Source organism: Agathobaculum desmolans ATCC 43058, assembly GCF_000701665.1.
GTDB lineage: Bacteria > Bacillota > Clostridia > Oscillospirales > Butyricicoccaceae > Agathobaculum > Agathobaculum desmolans.
Genome location: NZ_JNJN01000020.1, coordinates 1 through 17,728, shown reverse-complemented (window position 1 = coordinate 17,728; position 17,728 = coordinate 1). Strand labels below are relative to the sequence as shown.

Genomic DNA, 17,728 nt, shown 5'->3' with positions numbered 1-17,728 from the left:
CGCGGAAAGACAGCGGATGGGGGATCAGCGGTCAGTTCTGCGGCGGGATCTCGCCCACGCCGTTCAGGATGTGATGCGGACGGTAGGCATAATTTTCCACTTCGGCGCGGGTGGTGCAGCCGGAGAGCACCAGTACGGTGTCCAGACCGGTTTCAATGCCGGCGACAATATCGGTGTCCATCCGGTCGCCTACCATAACGGCCTCGTGCGAATGCACGCCCAGCAGGCGCAGACCGGTGCGCATCATCAGCGGATTGGGCTTGCCGACGTAATAGGCCTGCTTGCCGGTTGCCAGCTCAATGGGGGAGACCAGCGCACGGCACGCGGGGATGATGCCTTGCTCGGAGGGGCCGGTCAGATCCGAGTTGGTGGCGATCAGCCGGGCGCCCTTGTTGACCAGATCGACCGCTTTGAGAATGGTCTGGTAGTTATAGGTGTTGGTTTCGCCTGCGATGACATAATCGGGATCGACGTCATTCATCACGATGCCGGCTTCATACAGTGCGCCGACCAGACCGGGGGCGCCGATCACATAGGCGGACGCGCCGGGCTTTTGGCCGGCAACAAATTTGGCTGTGGCAAGGGCAGAGGTGTAGAAATGCTCCTCGCCGATCTCCAGCCCCATGCGGGCGAGCTTTTGCTGCAGCTCGAGCGGCGAACGCTCGGAGGAGTTGGTCAAAAACAGAAAGCTTTTATTTTCCCGCTGCAGCCAGTCAACAAAGGCGGGTACGCCTGCCAGCAGGCGGTTGCCGTGATAGATCACGCCGTCCATATCGCAGATAAAGCCCTTTTTCGAGCGGAGGATTTCCAGTTGTTCTTGGTTCATGTCGGTGCTCCTTTCGGGAGTGTGTTTTTTTACTTCTATTATGCGAACAAAAGGCTGCGCCGTCAAGGGGGCGAATGTTAAATGCGTGTAAAACAAGCTGCCGATCCCTCTTTTGGCTGCTTCGGAATATGGCCCCCTTCGTTAAAAGAGCGAGGCGGGATATCCGCAGCAGCCTGAAAAACCGGATTTTGGTTACCGATTGGCCGATCTATTATTTTCTCCCCAAACACAAAGCTGGTCTAAGACAACCATCAGAGATTTTCCCCTGTCGCTGAGACGGTATTCTACCTTAGGCGGAATCTGCGGGTATTCTGTTCTTACGATCAGATGATCGGCTTCCAATCCTTTCAGGTTCGTGCTGAGTGTTTTGTCGGAAATATTTTTTAAATACCGTTTCAGTTCATTGAACTGCACGACCTCGAACTCCATGAGACAATACAGAATAACCATTTTGTGTTTTCCGGATATAAGAGAGAGCGTGTAGCTGAATCCGGTATCTTCAAAGTTTGCCTTCTCTATATAGTTTTTTAGTCTAAAAGTGAACAAAATAAATGCTAATAGCTTATGAAATGGGTGGGCATTATGGAAACAAAAGGATTGGGCAAACGTATCAACATGGTGAGGAAAGACCGGGGATTCACGGCTGACAGGCTTTCAGAATTATGCAGTATAAACGCAACCTATCTCCGGCAGATTGAAGGCGGGACAAAGGTTCCCAGCCTGCCTGTATTTATCAATATCTGCAACGCACTGAAAATTTCCCCGGATTATCTGCTGCGGGATGCGCTGGAAGATAATGAGGTCAGTGAAATACGGGAACTGGCAGCGTTGTGGGAAAGCACATCGCCCAGCCAGCAGGAAATCGCCGCTGCCATGATTCGGGCGGTATTGGAGCGCAGGGAAGATTAGAAAGACCAGCCGGTAATCGGCTGGCCTTTGCATATCCAATCAAATATAAATCAACTCGCTGTTTATGATTTCCTCCGCCCGGTTGCGGATATTGTTCATTCGCCTCACCCATTCAAGCTGGTTCCGGGCTTTCAGTTCCTCGGTCACTCCTTCGGCGGCTTTCATCTGCTCTATGATTAAGTCCAGCCGTTCCTCCGCCTGCTCGTTCAGGTCGGCAAGGTACGTCCATAATTTCCCTGTCAGGATAAGGGAACTGTACCGTGCCGGATGCTCCTGTTTGAGATATTCCCGGTGCAGCCGCCCATAGCGTCCGATAGGGCGGTTTTCCTCCGGCAGTTTCAAGTCTGGGATATAATAATCGCCTACCAGAACATAATCAATGCCGTTCTCTGTAATTCTTTCTTTCAGTTTTTCCATTATCGTTCCCTCCTGTAGCGGAAGGCTCGTCACTGGCCAGTTCAATCACGTCCATAATGCCACAATCCAGCGTTTCGCAGATTCGTGCCAGCGTGTCCATGCTGATGTGTTTCCCTTCTTTGCCCATATTGGCAATCATATTTGTGGTCAGGCCAGCGGCAAGCCTTAAATCTTCTTTCCTCATGTTGCGCTCTATCAGTGTGTGCCAGAGCGGTTTGTAGCTGATGTGCATTTTTCTCCCTGCCTTTCTGCCCCGGATGGGCGCTTACCCCCATTATATCAGGTTTCTTGCTAACTCACAAATATTTCTTGACGGTATCGCCGGTTCCGTCTGGATTGTGCTTTTCCTTTCCTCTTTTGATTACCTCTAATTAGCCATGACCTGCTTAATGCCTTGTGATTTTACTCATGTGAGATAAAGAAGTAAAAGAAGTGTAAAAAATTTTGCCGTTCCTATCCGGTAAGAGAACCGGACAGGGCGGGCATTAGTCGGGCAATTCTACCTTGCCGACAAAAGAATAATAGATTTCGATTTCTTGTCTGCGTAACTTTCCCCGGCGTTTCCCGTCAAGGGCAACGCTTTCATGGATAACGATTTTCTCCACAAACTCCCGCAGCAGAGTGGGGGTAAGTTCTTCAAAACTGGTATGTTTACGAACCACTTTCATAAATTTTTCTGCATTTTCGGTGGCTTCCTGCGCTTTGGAAAGTTCTTCCTGCAATCCGGCGACACGTTCTTTTAGTTCTTTCTGCTCGGCTTCATAGTCTGCCGACAGTTCCGAAAAACGCTCGTCTGATATGCGTCCGGTCACGCTGTCCTCATACAGCCGCTTGAAGATAGCGGACAGTTCACTGATACGCTTTTCTGCCGTTTCCAGTTCCTTTTTCTTGGCGGCGTTCCTGCGTCTGCCCCCGTCCTCGTTCTGCTCCACAAGCAGCTTCATAAACCGGGCTTCATGCTTTGCCGCATAGCTGGTAATCTTTCTAAGGTTTTCGGTCACTCCGGCGGTCAAAAGGTCGGTGCGGATAAAGTGCGCCGTACAGTCCCTTGTCCGTTTCTTGTAGCTGCCGCAGATATAACAGTCCTGCCTGCGCTTGTCCGTCTGATACCGCTGCTGGTACATGACGCTGCCGCAGTCTGCACAAAAGAGTATGCCGGAAAACAAGCCCACTTCATCATAGCGGTTGGGGCGTTTCCTCTGTTTGCGTAACTCCTGCACCCGTTCCCATGTTTCCCGGTCAATGATAGGCTCATGGTGGTTCTCAAAAATCACTTGCTTTTCCGGGGGATTTTCTATGCTGTGTTTCAGCTTGTAGGAAACCTTGTCCGTCTTGAAATTCACAAGGCAGCCCGTATATTCCCGGTTTTCCAGCAGATGAACCACTGTATTAGTCGCCCACTTGCACTCATAGCCAGGGTGGTAGCGGCGGGTGCTTCCCGTCCTGCGGTATTCCAGCGTCCCCGGCGTGGGAATTTGCTGCTCTGTAAGCATACGGGCTATCTTGGTCGGACCATTCCCGGCAAGGCAGAGGCTGTAAATCTGCCGTACCACCGGGGCGGCTTCCTCGTCAATGATAAAGTTTTCGTCCTCGTCCATGAGGTAGCCATAGACGGGCTTGCTTGTGATGGGCTTTCCGCTCATGCCCTTAGAGCGTTTCACTGCCTTGATTTTCTTGCTCGTGTCCCTCACCAGCCATTCGTTAAAAATGTTCCGCAACGGGGCAAAATCATTTTCCCCCTGCGCACTGTCCACGCCGTCATTGATAGCAATAAAACGGACGTTTTTCTGTGGGAAAATCATTTCGGTGTACATTCCCACTTGTAAGTAGTTTCGCCCTAACCGGGACATATCCTTGACAATGACTGTGCCGACTTTCCCGGCTTCAATGTCTGCAAGCATGGCTTGAAATCCGGGTCTTTGAAAGTTTGCACCGGAATAACCGTCGTCGGTGTACCAGCGCAGGTTCGTAAAGCCGTTCTGCTTGGCGTAGGTTTCCAAAATCCGCTTTTGGTTGGAAATGGAATTGCTTTCGCCTTGCAGTTCGTCCTCATGGGACAGTCTTGGGTAAAGGGCGGTAATGAGTTGCCGGGTGGTCTGTCTTAACATAAATTCCTCCGTTTCCGACAGCCAGCCCCACTATTCCGTACCTTGATTGTACCACATGGGGCGGCTGTCTGTATAGCGGCAAACGTGTCAAAATGCTTCCTTATGCGCTGTCAAAACGCCAGTTTTTCTTGTGGGGCTTCCCGCCTGCTTCCGGGCAGGCTGCTTTCTGCTTCCAGCACTTTCATCATCTTGTCGGCGGCGGTAGCGGTGGTGTCCTCCTTGAAGTAGCCGGAAACCACAAGGACGGTGTTTCCCATGCGTACCTCGGTCACGCAGTCCGGGCGGCGGGGTGCGTGTTTTCCCCCTCTGTTATCTGTCATAGCAAGGACAGCGGTACGGTCAAAATCGTCCCCCAGCTTCCGGGCAGTAATGGGCTTGGTTCTGTCCGGCGAAAGATAGGACAGTCGCCCCCGGCTCTCCTTGACGGTCACGCCCTCCCGCAAAAGCAGGGAAGAAAACTCGTCAAAGCTGGAAGCGTGGGAAAGAGCCTGCCGGATTGTCCGGCGCAGCATTTCTTTGTCCGTTTCAAACTTGGTGGCTTTCGGTGGCTGTCTCCCGGCGGCAAGGGCGGCGTTCTCTCTATCAAGGGCAAGCTGCCCCTTTTTCTGCGCCCGGTATTCCCGGTCTGTTATGCGGTTCTTACTGCCGTTTAGGAGGTCGATTTGGTAAAGCCCCTCCCGGTGGCACATCTCCATGACCTCGGCTTTGAAATGGCGCAGGGCGGTGTCCGTACAGCGGTGCTTGCAGCCCTCCCTTGTGTCGGCGGGTCGTTCCATGTAGGGCAGGAACGGAACTTCCTCTATCCGCAGGGAATTGATAACGATATGCACATGAATGTTTCCGCTGCCGTTATGCCCGTCCGGGTGGGTACAGACAAGGGCTTGGTGTCCGGGAAAGTGTTCCCGGCAAAATTCCTCGCCCAACGCCTGCGCCCGGTCGGGTGTCAAGCCGTTGTCTGCGCCGTCCCTTGGGTCGAAGCTGATGATATAGTGGTGGCTCTTTACGTCCTCCCGTTTTTGGTTTTTTCCATAGCGGAGATTTGCCCGCATACAAGCAACAGCGAAATCGTCGCCCCCGCAGTTAAGGGAAGAAATACGGTAATCCTCCCTCGGTATCAGCCGCCCGTTTTCATCAAGGACGGGCTTCATGGTAAACTCGTCATGCTGGAACAGCAGATACTTTTCGGCTGCCCCGTAGTCTGCATTTTTAGAGCTGAAATGTTTGAGTATCGCCAACCGCTCCACCTACTTTCTGCAAGACTTCATACTTGAGGGCTGCCAGTTCCGCCGCCGTCCCCCTTAGTTCCTTTGCAAGCTGGGGATAGGGTGCGCCGTATTCGTTTAAGCAGCGGGCAATCTGATTTAAGTTGCCGCCGATTTTCCCATACTCCGCAGCCAGCTTCCCGACAGCGGAAAGCAGTTCATCATTGACCGCCGACACATGGATAACGGGGCGTATGGCTGCCCGCCGGATTGCCTGCCGCAAAAACTCCGACTGGCTGATACCATAAGGGGCAAGCCGCTTTGTGAAGTCGGCGTATTCTTCATCAGACAGACGTGTTTTGATGACATGGCTGCGGTGGGGCGTGTTATATCTCTTTCGCATGGTGCAAGACCTCCTTTCTGTTGCCGCATGGGAGCGGCAGTAATGTTGGCATACGCCGCATAAGCAGGGTTTGGGGAAGGCACTCCCCAACAAGTTTCCCGCAGGGACAAAATGAGCAGGAAGCGAATTTTGGTACTGTGGTAGAAACTTGCTCTAAGAAACTGCCGCTTTCCGCTGTGTCCGGCTGGGTTCAATCTCCTTAGTGCCGCAGGCGGGAACTGTGCCAACTTCTGACAGCGATATTTTTCCTTTCATTCCCTACAAACCCACAAAAGGCGAAAATGACGGACTTTCCGGCAGAAACTTTTCCGGCGGTTTAGTCTTTCCCGACAATAAGGCGTTTGGGAAGCTGCGTTCTGCCCGCTGCTTGATAGAAAACGGGAATTTCCCTCTGTTCACTTATCAGTACTGACACTTTCCCGATTTGCCAAAAACGGGCGCAAAAAAAGCAGCAAATCTTTTTCGGATTTACTGCTTCGTGTGCCGCTACGGGGCGGCGGTTATTCAGTTGTAAATAATAAGAGAGGGGGAGCACTTTGGGCTACCCCTCTACAAATGGAAAGTTGCAATATTACTATTACAACTACATCATATTAGTATATTCATGCCTGATTTGTAGTCATCTAAGATACCGGGCTTGACTGGCTTTCCCCAATTCCATGAGGGGTCTCGCTGATGTACATATTCTCCCAATCGGTCAGCCTCTTGCAGACTAATCTGATTTAATGTCCACCCAGCGGCAGCTCGTTCTTCGGGTGGCAATGACATAACATAATTCTTTATGATTTCGCTTTCAATCTCTCCATCACTCATGCCGCAGTTCTTTTCCATACTCTCAAACACCAAAGATTTTATTTTATTTGCAACGCCCTCGTCAACAGGGACAATGCGGCGAAAATCCGTTCGACCTGTAATATCCATTCCCTCCGGACAATATGGGTTAACATGCCCCTTTGGCGGCAAAGAGCCATTTGGAAGTTTAGAGGTTAAGTGCGAATTTTGAACCTTATAATTTTGTTGCACAAATCGTGTCATTCCTGTAATCGTCATAAGAACACCTCCAAATAACAATAAACCCTGTTTTAAGAATAGCTGTCATAACCATAGTTTGCAGTTATACGGGCTGTTGCTGTAGAAACATCTGTGAATGCAGAACCACGATTATAGATATATATTTTCCAAGTGCCTTTCGGGTAAAAATCGTTAAACTCATCAAATTCAACCTTACCACTGGTGCTTATATATCGTTCTGCCTGATAACCATTCGGGGATTCAACAACGATATAAAATGGGATGCTCCCCCTACTTACAGTAACATTTAATTCCACATTTGTTACACGAGCATTAGCTGAGATGCTTCCAGAGGAAGCATTGAAGATTTTGGACTGAGAGCCAGCTATGCTATTCATCGTCCCAGTTCCGCCAGTGAAGTAATCACTATGGAGATACATCGGGCTAATCATATTTTCAGAGGGAAGTTCAGCAGCAAATACAGATGTACCACACATGGCACACAGCATCAATACTATTAGACAAAGTGATGTTATACGCTTTTTCATAATTGTAACTCCTTTCAATGTAATTTAAGATTGTTGTTTGCATATTTGCTATCATCTTAACAAGGATAGTACCATAGACTCATAGGCAATCATCTTTTTTCCATTCGTCATTGTCAGAAACTTACCAAACAATAATATTCTTTATAAATATAATCGGCTCTTTTGGCGAAAATATAATATCCCTCCCCCCCACAAAAAAATTTCATCGTAGCAAAAACACAACTTTCCGGCAGCTCGGAAGCTGCGTTTTGTCCGCTGTGTGAAAAAAGTAACAACCGTTTTCGGATTTACTGCTTCATGCGCCGCTGTGGGGTGGCGGGATATTCAGTTGTTGTATGAAAAGAGAGTGGTAGCACTTTGGGCTATCGTCCTCTTGGCTGCATATTTGCAAAGACAGGCGGGGCTGTCAACGGTGGGCGAAGCCCATTTACTTGCCGTTGACTGGCTCGGCTGGATTTGCTATCTGTTCGACAAACTGGGATTGTTCGTTGCCAGAAATTGAACTTTAACATATAAAATTTCCTTCTTCTGGAACTTCATCTGAAGTAATCCAATTTATTTTATTCGATAATTTAAATTAAATGATATTGTATATTCGGACTTCAAGGAATATGAATCTTCAGGGCAAGAATACTATGCCAAAATACAAACTGACATTCAAAGTAGCCTAAAAGAATTTATAGGAATAGATGGAGTGATTGATGGTACCAAGTTACAGGAAAGCTGGTTCCCAACAAAGCAAAAATTTAGTGTATTTTTATCTCACTCACATGCCGATGAGAAGTTAGCTGTTTCTATAGCTGGCTTTTTAAAAAAGGAGCTCAACTTAAATACTTTTATAGATTCTTGTCTTTGGAGATATTCTAACGATTTATTGAGAGAAATAGACGAGAAATATTGTAGACATAGCAACGGTACATCTTTCGATTATGACAAAAGAAATTATTCTACCAGCCATGTTCATATGATGTTATCCATTGCGTTGTCCAGAATGATTGATAAGTGTGAATCTGTTTTTTTCTTGAACAGCGGAAATTCTATTTCAATAGCCGAAGAAATAAGCAAAGAGAGAACAGCCTCACCGTGGATATATAATGAATTATCTTTAGCTGATATGATCGAAATTCGACCTATCAACTGTTATAGAGATAAATTTTTGCAATTTTCTCATAGAGCATATGATGCAGTCAATGAAAGTTCTTCTCTTCGGATCAAATATGAAGTTGACAAAATATTAAGAAACTTTATTTCTCTCTCTAAGTACGATTTAATAAGTTGTGCAAAAGAGTGGAGAGCAAACAAGAAGTCATTTCAAAGTGCACTGGATTATATTTACCTTTCAAAAAATATAATTAAGCAGCGTGATATTCTGATTGGCTAATTCAAGATCTGTGTAAATTTATATATTTAAGATAACTTCCCTTATAGTTAAGGGGAGTTATTTTTTTGCTCATTTTTGAATTCATCACTTGACATTGTGGCAAACAGCTTATGACCGAAGATGAAATTGCAGTCATGGACGGCGGGACATGTATCTTACAACTACGAGGGGTACGCCCGTTCTTCTCTGATAAGTATGACATTACAAAGCACCCCAACTATAAATATCTTTCCGACTATGACAAGAAAAATACCTTTGATATGGAAAAGCATTTAAGGCGCAGACCCGCCCTTGTAAAGCCGGACGAACCCTTTGACTATTACGAAATCAGCGAAGCAGATTTGCAGGAGGACACCGACCATGAATAGACGTATGCAGAAGAAAAAAGATAAGAAAATCACAGAAGCCATAAACGGGCTTGTTTTCATTGCCGAGCGACGGGAACAGCAACGGCAGGCAGCTATCCAGCAGTTTGTGAAACGGTGTGAAGCCCTGTATGAGCAGAAACGGGTGCGGCGGGAACTTTGATTTTACGGGAGGTTACACTATGAGCAGACAGAAAACAAAAACTGATGATATACGTCGTGAACATTATTTTACAAAGATGATAGAAAATGCAGAAAACGCTCTGCGGGAGTATTTGCAGGAACGCGGAGGGGAACAGACCCTTTACGTTACCGAGTATATGCAGCGTAGGAGCTATCTTTTGGAATGACGAAAAATGTGTGTTCCCGGCTGAAAAGAAAGGAGGAATTGACGCAGTAACAAAGAAACAGACAACTTACAGAATACGCGCCCCTACTGGAAAATCCATAACGCCCACACTTAAAAACTGAATACCGCCGCGCGGCAGACACATAAGCAGCGCGGGGAACCCGCCACAATCCGGCGGGCTTATGACCGCGGCAGTTACAAAACTGACCGCCGTTTTTTATGCCCTTTTATAGGGCAAGCCGTATTTGCGGCAGAAAGGAGCTTTATGGAATTTTTTAACTCTGCTATCGACGTATTACAGACCCTTGTTATCGCACTGGGCGCAGGCTTAGGCATTTGGGGCGTTATCAATCTCTTGGAGGGATATGGAAACGACAATCCGGGTGCAAATGCTCATGTGCGGTAAAGTAACACACAAGAATTTGACAGGCAGCAGCCCTTACTATTCCGAAAATTCCGAAAATTAAGTGAAAATGAATAGATTTCTTAAAGTCTGTATGATAAAATATGATTACGAACAAATCAACAAATCGGAATTTGCAGAGGGACTTGTTATGATTCATTATGATATTGACACAACTGAAAATGGATATAAAAAATTTGAAGGTAATATTGAACTACTAATTGAGTTAAAACATATTCTTTTCAAAAATGATGTAGTTCCTGACTTAGTTGGTTATCTCTCATTTGACAACATACCAAATGTTTCTATTTGTATTTCTGCACAGAAAGAACTGGGATTTTTTATCAGTATCACAGATGGTAAAAATATATATCTAACTTTAGGCGACAGAAATACATTAAATGAAACAGTAGATATATGGGGCGACGGACTTTATATTTCCAAGGGCTTATTCATACCATTCTCTCTTGCCTGGAAAGGTCTTGAGGAATATTTGATTTAATTTAAATTTTGAAAACATAATAACCTCCTCAAACAATATGAATTAGGACAAGTAAGACAACGGAAATCGAAAGATACAGCGGAGTAATCGAGATGTTTTTTATCATAATGCATGGAATTGCCGATACTTTTTCTTTGAACTCGCTTGTATTCATAGAAAAGTCAATCAAATTGTCATCACTTATCTGTGAAACCTTATTGTATAATTCCCTGAAAAGTTTCTCTTGCTTCAAATAATACGCATCCAAAAACCAAAACACAACATTTAGAACCAATGCACAGGCATATATCCTCCAATCGCTCTCTTTAAACGATAATGCCACAATAGCTGCAATGATAGTAACATTCCAGCCTTTTAAGTAAAAGGAATTCGATGCCATTCTTGATATTGCGGACTGTATATAATCCATATGTTTGTACTTGTTTTCCATAATTTAAAACTCCTTTACACATTTATACTTTCCCCTTCAATTAGAGCCAATGCCTTATAGTCAGAATCTAAAAACCATGTATCATTCATTTCTTCAATATGGAAATGGTTCCTATCTATAGCTTCTTTAGAAATACAATAGATCGGCTTTCCTAATTCCGTAAAATAATTCAATTCATATTTACACCAAATAGAATGGAGTGAGTTTTCCGATACAACAAAAATCATTGCCTTGGATTGTTCCATCCGTTTTTCGAGTACTTTTAATGTGGCTTTGCATAGCAAATGTCGTTTTAAATAATCAACATCATTAATCCAGTCACAAAATATGTTCTTTCCGTCTTGATTCTCAGCCCGTATTAATTTCTGGACATGGGTGCTGTCCTTACTGCTATGGGATATAAAATAGTCATATTCTTTGATTTTTTGCTCCTTTGAATTTTCTATTCTATACTCAAGTTCATTAGGATTCTGAGGGATTTCATATGTTTCAAACGGGTACACCTCTTTAAGAAACTTTTTTCTCTTTTTATTTTTGGTGTGTACCTGCATATATTTTTGTCGTCTTGCTCTGGGCTGATAATTAAAACTCTGCAAGTGATAAAACGCTTCCCAACGAAGCTGTTTATTTAATTCGGTATCATTTAATTTGAAAAAGAACTGGATTATCTTATCACTATAGTACTTTTTCAGCTCTAATAGTATATATCTTCTATCTTTTTGACTTGTATTTTTTCTTTCATAAAAACCAATTAACTGATCTATAAAAGAGGGGGTCACTTGCTGAGTTTTCGACAATGCCTTTTCAATCTTTTGGTTTACTTTTTCAATTTTTGGTTTTCTTTTTAGCCAAAGATTTTCTCTGGCTAAAACCCGACTTTCTTCAGTATAGTTATTACAATGTATGCGCTGATATTCCTTTGACAGAATTTTCTTGCACCGAGAGGCGTCCATTAAAAGCACCTCCGGTGCTTTCATGTTGTATCTGTTTTTTCCGAATTTTCTTTTAATATAACGGTCTTTGGTTTGATAATAAACATACTTGATTTCAACAGAATGCCACTCATGCGGATAGAATTCTTTTAATAACGCTATGATATCACCGCTTGAATATTCTTTAGGTAAAAGAGGCTCTATCGTCTTTATTTGACAATTAAACATCGATAAAATATCACAGATTTCATGATTGAAAATGTGCTTTGTAACTCCTGGCATTATCATTCTCCTCACTTTTTTATATAAATCGAGTCATAGCAAAAAATACCACAACAACATCCGAACCCCGAGTTCCCATAGAATATAGCGTTTCAAGGGAAGTCGGGGTTCTGTGTTACAGCTTTATTGAGATGTGATTATAGTTACTGTTATACTATTTCCCCCACAAAATTATAAACAATCCTGACTTCTTGTACCTTCTTCCCATCAACTTTCCTGACTTCACCCACCAGAATACGGCTGATCAGGCGGTTTAACACCGTTTCATCCAATTTCTGAATGGTGGCATACTGCCGAATCTCCCGGATAAAGGTGCGGACTTCACTTTCCTGAGCATCGGACTGCTGAAGCATTCGCATCAGTTCCTGCAAGCGGTGCTGATTTTCTTCCTGCTCATGTTCCATAATGGCAGTCAGCTTCATAAACCGCTGTTCTGAAAGGATCCCTTTCGCTTTATCGGTATAAAGGTTCAGGAACATCTCGTCGATTTCACGGTTTCTGGCTTCCAGTCGCTCACGCTCTTTCTGCATCTGAGAAGCGTCTGCCATATATCTGCGTTCCATCCGGCTGCTCAGCCGCTGATAAAAGGCATCCGCATCTTTGAGGGCCGTCTTTGCCAGCTCCTGAATGTCTTTTAACACAAGGTCGTATAAATCTCTGGCTTCGAGCTTGTGACTGGTGCAGGCGTTTTTCCCAAGCCGGTTATATGTCTGGCAGATATAGTATGCCTTATCAATGGGTTCTCGCTGCTCACCAGTGAAACGATTTTTGTTCGTTCTCCCGACCTTTTCATACCGCACCTGCATGGACTTTCCACAAGTGGCACAGTAAATGATACCGTGGAACAGGTTGTAAAACGGGCAGGCATTTCCCTGCATAATTGGTGGTCTGCGGTCGATTAGCTCCTGAACCTTATCCCATTCTTCCGGGGAAACGATTGCTTCATGACAGTTTTCAATGATTTCCCATTCCTCACGGGGAATGATGTCATAGGTGTTGGATCGAATCCCTTTCTGGTGCGTTCTAAAAACCAGATGAGCACCTTTATAAAAGGGATTTCTCAGGATATGGCTGATTCTGGAACCAGCCCAATAGTAATAATTCTCTTTGCGCTCTGTGTTGGACTTCACATGGGTGACGGGGATTTTTTCTTCCATCAGCTTTTTAGAAATTCTCATGCAGCCCAGCCCATCCAGCGCATAGTCATAAATCTTGCGAATAATCGGTGCTGTCTTTGGGTCGATAATGAGATGCCCTTTATCCTCCGGATCACGCATCAAACCCAACGGCGGTGTTCCTCCACAGAATTTTCCCTGTCTGGAGCGGATTGTGATACCACTCAAAACCTTCTTGGATATATCCCGGCTATACATATCATTTAGGATATTCTTAAAGGGGGTAATATCCATTTCCTGACGGGTCAGGCTGTCCACACCGTCTGTAATGGCGATATACCGGACATTGTGCTTGGGGAAGAAGATTTCAATATAGCTGCCGGCTTCAATGTAGTTTCTTCCCAGTCTGGACAGGTCTTTTGTAATGACACATCCAATTTTACCAGCTTCAATATCAGCGATCATGCGCTGAAAAGAAGGGCGATTGAAATTGCGTCCTGTATAACCGTCGTCCACATAATACTCATGCAGAAACATTCCATTTTTCTCTGCAAAGTCCCGAAGCATGATTTTTTGATTGCTGATGCTCATGCTCTCATTATCACCGCCATCATCCAAAGAAATGCGGCAATAGAGAGCTGTGATTTTCTGATTTTCTTGTTTTTTCCTGCTCATAGTAAACTCCTTCTATGAACAGGGACACGATATTTATATTATACCATGTCCCTGTTATAAACTCAAATAGTCTTTAAGCCGCTTTCTGTTCTGTTTCGTGATTTTCCAGCCATTTTTCAAACTGTTCACAGGTCTGGCGCTCGATTACCTGTTCAAAGGCTTCCTGCATGGTTTTCTCGCCGGAAAACTCCCGCACCACGATAAACTGTACTTTTTTATTTTTGCTTTTCTCCATAGGCTACCTCCATAGAAAATGCCAGACAAAGGATACTGGCAACGAAGTCCGGCAACAGACCTCAAAAAACCTGTAAACAATCGTCTGGCTTGTGATTCTTACTTTTCATCTTTTCTTATAAAACCTTGTTGCTTTCGTTGTCAGAGTATTATAAAAGGGAAGAAAATAACTGAAAACGCTGTATTGATGGGCTTTCTCCACATCTTTACCCCTGTTTTTCCGGCAACAAAGTCAGCAACCAAAAGGCAACTACCCCTGCAACAAACCACGTGAATCAAGCAATCCACTCCTTTGGCAGTTCCAGCTGACGGACTTCTTCCTCGGTCAGTTCCACAAATCCATCTTTGTTGTCGGGCAGTTCGTTGCAGGAAGGTATCCGTTCCCAGCCACGCTGCCGACCATATCCTGCAAACATCCGTGGATTAGAAAAAGCCTTCCAGCCAGTCACAGCTGTGTTCATGATCTCATTGATACTGTGCAGCTGCCAGCGTTTTGGTTCCTCAAAGGTATGTCCCAGCGCTTCCTTGAACAGCTGTTTGGAACAAACCTGATTCCCGCTGTAATGCTCCAGAAACCCCTGAATCTGTCCGGCTTCGGTGTCCTCCGGCATAAAATCCCGCTGTACCTCTATCAGCCTGTTCTGTATCTCCTTGGAAAACTTCATGGAATACTCACCGCTGCGGTAAATCATCATAGCCTCTGCCCAAACCTGCATGATATATTCTCTGGAAGCAGCTTCGTTTTTCAGGATATGAACCTCTGCGCTTTCCGGATAGACCATGATGGGAAGAAAGCGCCGGTTTCCGGCTCTGTCCAGCGGGAGAAAATCCAGTGTGTTGGAGGAACCGCCGAACACACTCTGACGCAGCCGGTCTTTTGGATAAGTGTCATAGGGTGTTCGGTAGGTTTCCTTTTGACGGCTGATAAATGACCGGATTTCCTCAATGCTCTTGGCGTTGCTGGTAGCAAGCATTTCGGACATTTCAATAATCCAGTGTCCTTGCAATTTTACATAAACTTTATCATCATCCATCTTTTTTAAGTCATCTGAAAACCACTCATCCTGTATTGCCAGAAAGCGAAAAAATGTAGATTTTCCGGCTCCCTGACCGCCCACCAGACAGAGCATCTCATCATACTTACAGCCCGGATGGAATACCCGGCGGATCGCTCCCAACAGAAAGTGCTTGAGCATTTCCTCCACATAATCGCTTTCCTCTGCACCGAGAAAATGATGCAGGCAGGAGCGTATTCGAGGTTGTCCATCCCATGCCAGACTGTTCAGTACATCCCGAATCGGATGGTAGCAGTTTTCGTTTGCCACAATGGTGAGCGCAGCCAGCAGTTTCTTCTCACTGGTCAGACAATAATTCTGCTCAAAGTAGAGAAGAAGATATTTTACATCAATATCGGTCAGCGCATTGGTAGTTCTGTGCCATCCTAAAGCCCGGACAATATCAATCTGCTCTGTCAAAAGATTTAAGCGAATGGAATCATGCAGAAGCGGATCACGACAAAATACTGTTTTAAAATTCTCAATGGTGTTGGCTGGTTTTCCTTTTTCCGTTGTCATAAGGATTTCCCGTACACCTGCAACATCCGCTGCATCACACTGGGGATTTGAGATAAAAGTTGAAGATTCATTGGACACGATTTCACCTCCCAAAACATAACAGGCACCCAATTTCTTTCAAAATCAGATGCCCGTCAAAGTTCCATATTCTGTTTTTTCTGTTTCTCCTGTGCCTGCTTCTCACTGTCTTTTTTCCGTTGCTCCTCCATTCCTCGACGCAGCGCTTCCATAATGGAAGGCTTTGTCTGTTTTTTGATTTCTTCTGTGACAGCCTTCTTCTTATCCGCATGAAGCAGCGTAGCCTTCACTTTTGCCAGTGTGGACTGCATTGCTTTTCGGATTTTACCAATCACACCATCCAGCCTTGCCACCGCATAGTCCCGTTCCTTTTTCGGTGCTTTTCGCTCCGGGGATTGCAGCCATGCTTTAGTATCCTCGATCATATCAATATCTTCTTGGTGGGTCATGGCTTTTACCTCATCTGTTACCAGTTCCACCGCCTTGTCATAAGCCACGCTGGATACCTCATCAATCAGGCTGTCCACATCCTCAATTTTCAGGGTCAGTTCCTCCAACTTCTGTTCCTGCCGGGCAAGTTTTTCTTTCTGTTTCATCAGGATATAATCCTGCTTTTCCAGATACGACCGACCGCCATAAGAAGGTTCCCGTTCAAAATGCAAGTCATGCTTTTCTGCAATCTCAAACAGCAATTCTCGACAGATTGCATCAAAGGTCTGTTTCCGGTTATTGTGTTTCCCTTTTGGCTTATCCGGATGGGGAAGCGGTATTCCCAATTCCTCCAACGCTTTTTCCTGCTGGGGACACAGTTCTCCATACTGGTTTTTCGCATCAAACACATGGCGCTCCTGAATATGTGGAGTTCCCTCATCCATGTGCAGCGCCCAGTCCAGAATGTGAACATGAGAGCCAAACCGTTTTTCAAACTCCTGGTAAAATTCCATAACTACCTTTAACAAATCTTCTGCGGAAGCGTGTTCGTCCATCGTCCCCATCTGATAAATGGTTTCCTCTGGACAGGTCTTTTTATTTTTCAGCAAATCTTCAACGGTGCGGTTACGCTCAGTGTGCCTTGCCTTTTCGTTTCGTGCATTTTGAGCATCCACATAATCACCATAATGCTCGACATAGTAAAGTTTCTCAATCTCCTCAAAGCTGAAATCTTCCTCACCTGGGTTTTCTCGAAATTTCACAGATTTAATGCCGGTATAACAGTCCCAATAAACATTTTTCTTAGTCATTTCCGGATTGATGTGTTCGCTGTGTTCCACATCAAAACGCCGGTCATTATGCTTGGGATTATAGGTTCCGTTTTTTCCGGCTCTGCCATTGTGTCGTGTCAGTTTCAATTCTTTTCCCTCCAATCTTTGTGGAATTGCCCCGAAGGGGAGCAGCGGCGAAGCCGCTAAACCTGCGAATTTTGCGGCAGGTACTACCCAATACGAATTGTCGCAAGGCAACAATTCTCCTTGGGCAAGGCGTTTCACCCTTGACCCGATGGGGCTGGCTGCCCTCAACCCGCCAATGGGCGTTGCCCCTTGACCCCAACAGGGCGCTGCACCCCTGTACCCAGCACAAAGGGATTGCATCCCTCTGTACTCCTGCCCGAAAAAGCTGACTGCCCAAAACATAGCCGGTCAGCTTTTCCGGTTTTTGAAGAAGGTTCCTCAGTCACTTTCTTCAAAAAGAAAAACCGATGCATTTCTCTTTGTAAGCGTCAAATAGGACGGCGAATTGAAAGTGGACGCAGAGTGTGCCAGAATATGAGAGGAACTCACCGAGACTCACAGTGAGTCTCGGTGAGTTTTTAGCACAAGGCGTAACAGTCACCGAAAGTTACCGGCAGTGCGGGTGAGCAAGAGGGTTCAGGAGGCACACAGATGAGCAAGGAATTAACCATACAGACATTAGGCCAGCGACAGCGGCTGCTGGAATGGAGTCAGAAAGTAGCAGAGTGCAGAAGCAGCGGAATGTCAGTAAAACGGTGGTGCAGTGAAAACGGAACCACCCCAAAGACCTATTACAGCTGGCAGAAGAAAGTGTT

At 45.4% G+C, this 17,728-nt stretch carries 21 protein-coding genes and 4 pseudogenes; 9 read left to right on the top strand and 16 right to left on the bottom strand.

The annotated features are described in order from the left end of the window. Positions 1-31: 31 nt before the first annotated feature. Both T363_RS0106675 and T363_RS0106670 read right to left on the bottom strand, forming a co-directional pair. Entirely contained in the window at positions 32-826 is a 795-nt protein-coding gene (locus T363_RS0106675; RefSeq protein ID WP_031474435.1) for an HAD-IIA family hydrolase, read from the bottom strand. Between the two features lie 192 nt (positions 827-1,018). After that, entirely contained in the window at positions 1,019-1,372 is a 354-nt protein-coding gene (locus tag T363_RS0106670) for a winged helix-turn-helix transcriptional regulator (RefSeq protein WP_034971895.1), read from the bottom strand. 36 nt (positions 1,373-1,408) lie between these two features. Here T363_RS0106670 and T363_RS0106665 point away from each other — a divergent pair, with 36 nt between their 5' ends. After that, on the top strand, positions 1,409-1,735 hold the full coding sequence (locus T363_RS0106665) for a helix-turn-helix domain-containing protein (RefSeq protein ID WP_031474431.1): 327 nt from the start codon (positions 1,409-1,411) through the stop codon (positions 1,733-1,735). A 39-nt stretch (positions 1,736-1,774) separates the two neighbouring features. Here T363_RS0106665 and T363_RS0106660 read toward each other — a convergent pair whose 3' ends face one another. The 6 genes and pseudogenes from T363_RS0106660 to T363_RS0106640 form a co-directional block, all read right to left on the bottom strand. Beyond that, positions 1,775-2,152: a TnpV protein gene (locus tag T363_RS0106660; protein WP_031474429.1), complete on the bottom strand. Its 378-nt coding sequence runs from the start codon at positions 2,150-2,152 to the stop codon at positions 1,775-1,777. Continuing rightward, positions 2,112-2,384 (bottom strand): annotated as a pseudogene (locus T363_RS0106655) (helix-turn-helix domain-containing protein); the annotation flags it as partial. The pseudogene T363_RS0106655 and the gene T363_RS0106660, both read right to left, overlap by 41 nt. A 253-nt stretch (positions 2,385-2,637) precedes the next feature. Next, positions 2,638-4,260 carry a recombinase family protein gene (locus T363_RS0106650; protein WP_031474425.1) on the bottom strand — a complete coding sequence of 541 codons (1,623 nt, stop codon included), beginning with the start codon at positions 4,258-4,260 and terminating at the stop codon, positions 2,638-2,640. Between the two features lie 110 nt (positions 4,261-4,370). After that, the gene (locus tag T363_RS16560; RefSeq protein ID WP_217598224.1) at positions 4,371-4,580 is read right to left on the bottom strand and encodes a transposon-encoded TnpW family protein; all 210 of its coding nucleotides are present in this window, start codon (positions 4,578-4,580) and stop codon (positions 4,371-4,373) included. After that, positions 4,569-5,495, bottom strand: a pseudogene (locus tag T363_RS0106645) (relaxase/mobilization nuclease domain-containing protein); the annotation flags it as partial. The gene T363_RS16560 and the pseudogene T363_RS0106645, both read right to left, overlap by 12 nt. After that, positions 5,467-5,865, bottom strand: a complete 399-nt coding sequence (locus T363_RS0106640; RefSeq protein WP_031474421.1) for a plasmid mobilization protein — start codon at positions 5,863-5,865, stop codon at positions 5,467-5,469. The pseudogene T363_RS0106645 and the gene T363_RS0106640, both read right to left, overlap by 29 nt. Positions 5,866-6,085: 220 nt before the next feature. Here T363_RS0106640 and T363_RS16375 point away from each other — a divergent pair, with 220 nt between their 5' ends. After that, entirely contained in the window at positions 6,086-6,277 is a 192-nt protein-coding gene (locus T363_RS16375) for a hypothetical protein (protein WP_078096942.1), read from the top strand. Positions 6,278-6,453: 176 nt separating this feature from the next. Here T363_RS16375 and T363_RS0106635 read toward each other — a convergent pair whose 3' ends face one another. Together T363_RS0106635 and T363_RS15530 are read right to left on the bottom strand one after the other, a co-directional pair. Then, on the bottom strand, positions 6,454-6,915 hold the full coding sequence (locus tag T363_RS0106635) for a DUF3879 family protein (RefSeq protein WP_031474419.1): 462 nt from the start codon (positions 6,913-6,915) through the stop codon (positions 6,454-6,456). A gap of 32 nt (positions 6,916-6,947) precedes the next feature. Further along, entirely contained in the window at positions 6,948-7,424 is a 477-nt protein-coding gene (locus T363_RS15530; protein WP_078096941.1) for a hypothetical protein, read from the bottom strand. 694 nt (positions 7,425-8,118) lie between these two features. Between T363_RS15530 and T363_RS14510 the strand changes: the two genes are divergently transcribed. From T363_RS14510 to T363_RS0106605, 6 genes and pseudogenes are all read left to right on the top strand, one after another. Next, positions 8,119-8,805: a hypothetical protein gene (locus T363_RS14510; RefSeq protein WP_051643145.1), complete on the top strand. Its 687-nt coding sequence runs from the start codon at positions 8,119-8,121 to the stop codon at positions 8,803-8,805. A gap of 98 nt (positions 8,806-8,903) precedes the next feature. Further along, positions 8,904-9,173, top strand: a pseudogene (locus tag T363_RS0106625) (type IV secretion system protein VirD4); the annotation flags it as partial. Next, on the top strand, positions 9,166-9,333 hold the full coding sequence (locus T363_RS16370; RefSeq protein ID WP_018112834.1) for a hypothetical protein: 168 nt from the start codon (positions 9,166-9,168) through the stop codon (positions 9,331-9,333). The pseudogene T363_RS0106625 and the gene T363_RS16370, both read left to right, overlap by 8 nt. Positions 9,334-9,352: 19 nt before the next feature. Then, positions 9,353-9,520: a hypothetical protein gene (locus T363_RS16365; protein ID WP_162858247.1), complete on the top strand. Its 168-nt coding sequence runs from the start codon at positions 9,353-9,355 to the stop codon at positions 9,518-9,520. Between the two features lie 264 nt (positions 9,521-9,784). Then, positions 9,785-9,913, top strand: a pseudogene (locus T363_RS15525) (Maff2 family mobile element protein); the annotation flags it as partial. A gap of 160 nt (positions 9,914-10,073) precedes the next feature. After that, on the top strand, positions 10,074-10,424 hold the full coding sequence (locus T363_RS0106605) for a hypothetical protein (RefSeq protein WP_154658758.1): 351 nt from the start codon (positions 10,074-10,076) through the stop codon (positions 10,422-10,424). 28 nt (positions 10,425-10,452) lie between these two features. Here the strand turns inward: T363_RS0106605 and T363_RS0106600 are convergent, their stop codons facing one another. The 6 genes from T363_RS0106600 to T363_RS0106575 all read right to left on the bottom strand — a co-directional run bounded on the left by T363_RS0106600 (position 10,453) and on the right by T363_RS0106575 (position 17,315). Beyond that, positions 10,453-10,854, bottom strand: a complete 402-nt coding sequence (locus tag T363_RS0106600) for a hypothetical protein (protein ID WP_031474414.1) — start codon at positions 10,852-10,854, stop codon at positions 10,453-10,455. 14 nt (positions 10,855-10,868) lie between these two features. After that, on the bottom strand, positions 10,869-12,068 hold the full coding sequence (locus tag T363_RS0106595) for a toll/interleukin-1 receptor domain-containing protein (protein WP_031474412.1): 1,200 nt from the start codon (positions 12,066-12,068) through the stop codon (positions 10,869-10,871). Between the two features lie 149 nt (positions 12,069-12,217). Then, positions 12,218-13,858 carry a recombinase family protein gene (locus T363_RS0106590; RefSeq protein WP_031474410.1) on the bottom strand — a complete coding sequence of 547 codons (1,641 nt, stop codon included), beginning with the start codon at positions 13,856-13,858 and terminating at the stop codon, positions 12,218-12,220. A gap of 73 nt (positions 13,859-13,931) precedes the next feature. After that, positions 13,932-14,093 carry a hypothetical protein gene (locus T363_RS16360; RefSeq protein ID WP_169737577.1) on the bottom strand — a complete coding sequence of 54 codons (162 nt, stop codon included), beginning with the start codon at positions 14,091-14,093 and terminating at the stop codon, positions 13,932-13,934. Positions 14,094-14,367: 274 nt separating this feature from the next. Beyond that, positions 14,368-15,666: a virulence-associated E family protein gene (locus tag T363_RS0106580; protein ID WP_099092273.1), complete on the bottom strand. Its 1,299-nt coding sequence runs from the start codon at positions 15,664-15,666 to the stop codon at positions 14,368-14,370. A 134-nt stretch (positions 15,667-15,800) separates the two neighbouring features. Continuing rightward, positions 15,801-17,315: a plasmid recombination protein gene (locus T363_RS0106575; RefSeq protein ID WP_456263904.1), complete on the bottom strand. Its 1,515-nt coding sequence runs from the start codon at positions 17,313-17,315 to the stop codon at positions 15,801-15,803. A 249-nt stretch (positions 17,316-17,564) separates the two neighbouring features. On the opposite strand from T363_RS0106575, the gene tnpA reads away from it, so the two are divergent. Further along, a partial coding sequence (gene tnpA / locus T363_RS16795; protein ID WP_407919070.1) for an IS66 family insertion sequence element accessory protein TnpA occupies positions 17,565-17,728 on the top strand: 164 nt, incomplete at its 3' end.

Bases quoted from the DNA above. Each gene is read 5' to 3' on its own strand.
- T363_RS16360 (WP_169737577.1), bottom strand. From the start codon at position 14,093: ATGGAGAAAAGCAAAAATAAAAAAGTACAGTTTATCGTGGTGCGGGAG.
- T363_RS0106650 (WP_031474425.1), bottom strand. From the start codon at position 4,260: ATGTTAAGACAGACCACCCGGCAACTCATTACCGCCCTTTACCCAAGA.
- T363_RS0106660 (WP_031474429.1), bottom strand. From the start codon at position 2,152: ATGGAAAAACTGAAAGAAAGAATTACAGAGAACGGCATTGATTATGTT.
- T363_RS0106605 (WP_154658758.1), top strand. From the start codon at position 10,074: ATGATTCATTATGATATTGACACAACTGAAAATGGATATAAAAAATTT.
- T363_RS0106575 (WP_456263904.1), bottom strand. From the start codon at position 17,315: ATGTTTTGGGCAGTCAGCTTTTTCGGGCAGGAGTACAGAGGGATGCAA.
- T363_RS0106640 (WP_031474421.1), bottom strand. From the start codon at position 5,865: ATGCGAAAGAGATATAACACGCCCCACCGCAGCCATGTCATCAAAACA.
- T363_RS0106600 (WP_031474414.1), bottom strand. From the start codon at position 10,854: ATGGAAAACAAGTACAAACATATGGATTATATACAGTCCGCAATATCA.
- T363_RS0106595 (WP_031474412.1), bottom strand. From the start codon at position 12,068: ATGCCAGGAGTTACAAAGCACATTTTCAATCATGAAATCTGTGATATT.
- T363_RS16560 (WP_217598224.1), bottom strand. From the start codon at position 4,580: ATGACAGATAACAGAGGGGGAAAACACGCACCCCGCCGCCCGGACTGC.
- T363_RS0106675 (WP_031474435.1), bottom strand. From the start codon at position 826: ATGAACCAAGAACAACTGGAAATCCTCCGCTCGAAAAAGGGCTTTATC.
- T363_RS0106580 (WP_099092273.1), bottom strand. From the start codon at position 15,666: ATGACAACGGAAAAAGGAAAACCAGCCAACACCATTGAGAATTTTAAA.
- T363_RS15530 (WP_078096941.1), bottom strand. From the start codon at position 7,424: ATGAAAAAGCGTATAACATCACTTTGTCTAATAGTATTGATGCTGTGT.
- T363_RS16370 (WP_018112834.1), top strand. From the start codon at position 9,166: ATGAATAGACGTATGCAGAAGAAAAAAGATAAGAAAATCACAGAAGCC.
- T363_RS0106590 (WP_031474410.1), bottom strand. From the start codon at position 13,858: ATGAGCAGGAAAAAACAAGAAAATCAGAAAATCACAGCTCTCTATTGC.
- T363_RS16365 (WP_162858247.1), top strand. From the start codon at position 9,353: ATGAGCAGACAGAAAACAAAAACTGATGATATACGTCGTGAACATTAT.
- T363_RS0106665 (WP_031474431.1), top strand. From the start codon at position 1,409: ATGGAAACAAAAGGATTGGGCAAACGTATCAACATGGTGAGGAAAGAC.
- T363_RS0106635 (WP_031474419.1), bottom strand. From the start codon at position 6,915: ATGACGATTACAGGAATGACACGATTTGTGCAACAAAATTATAAGGTT.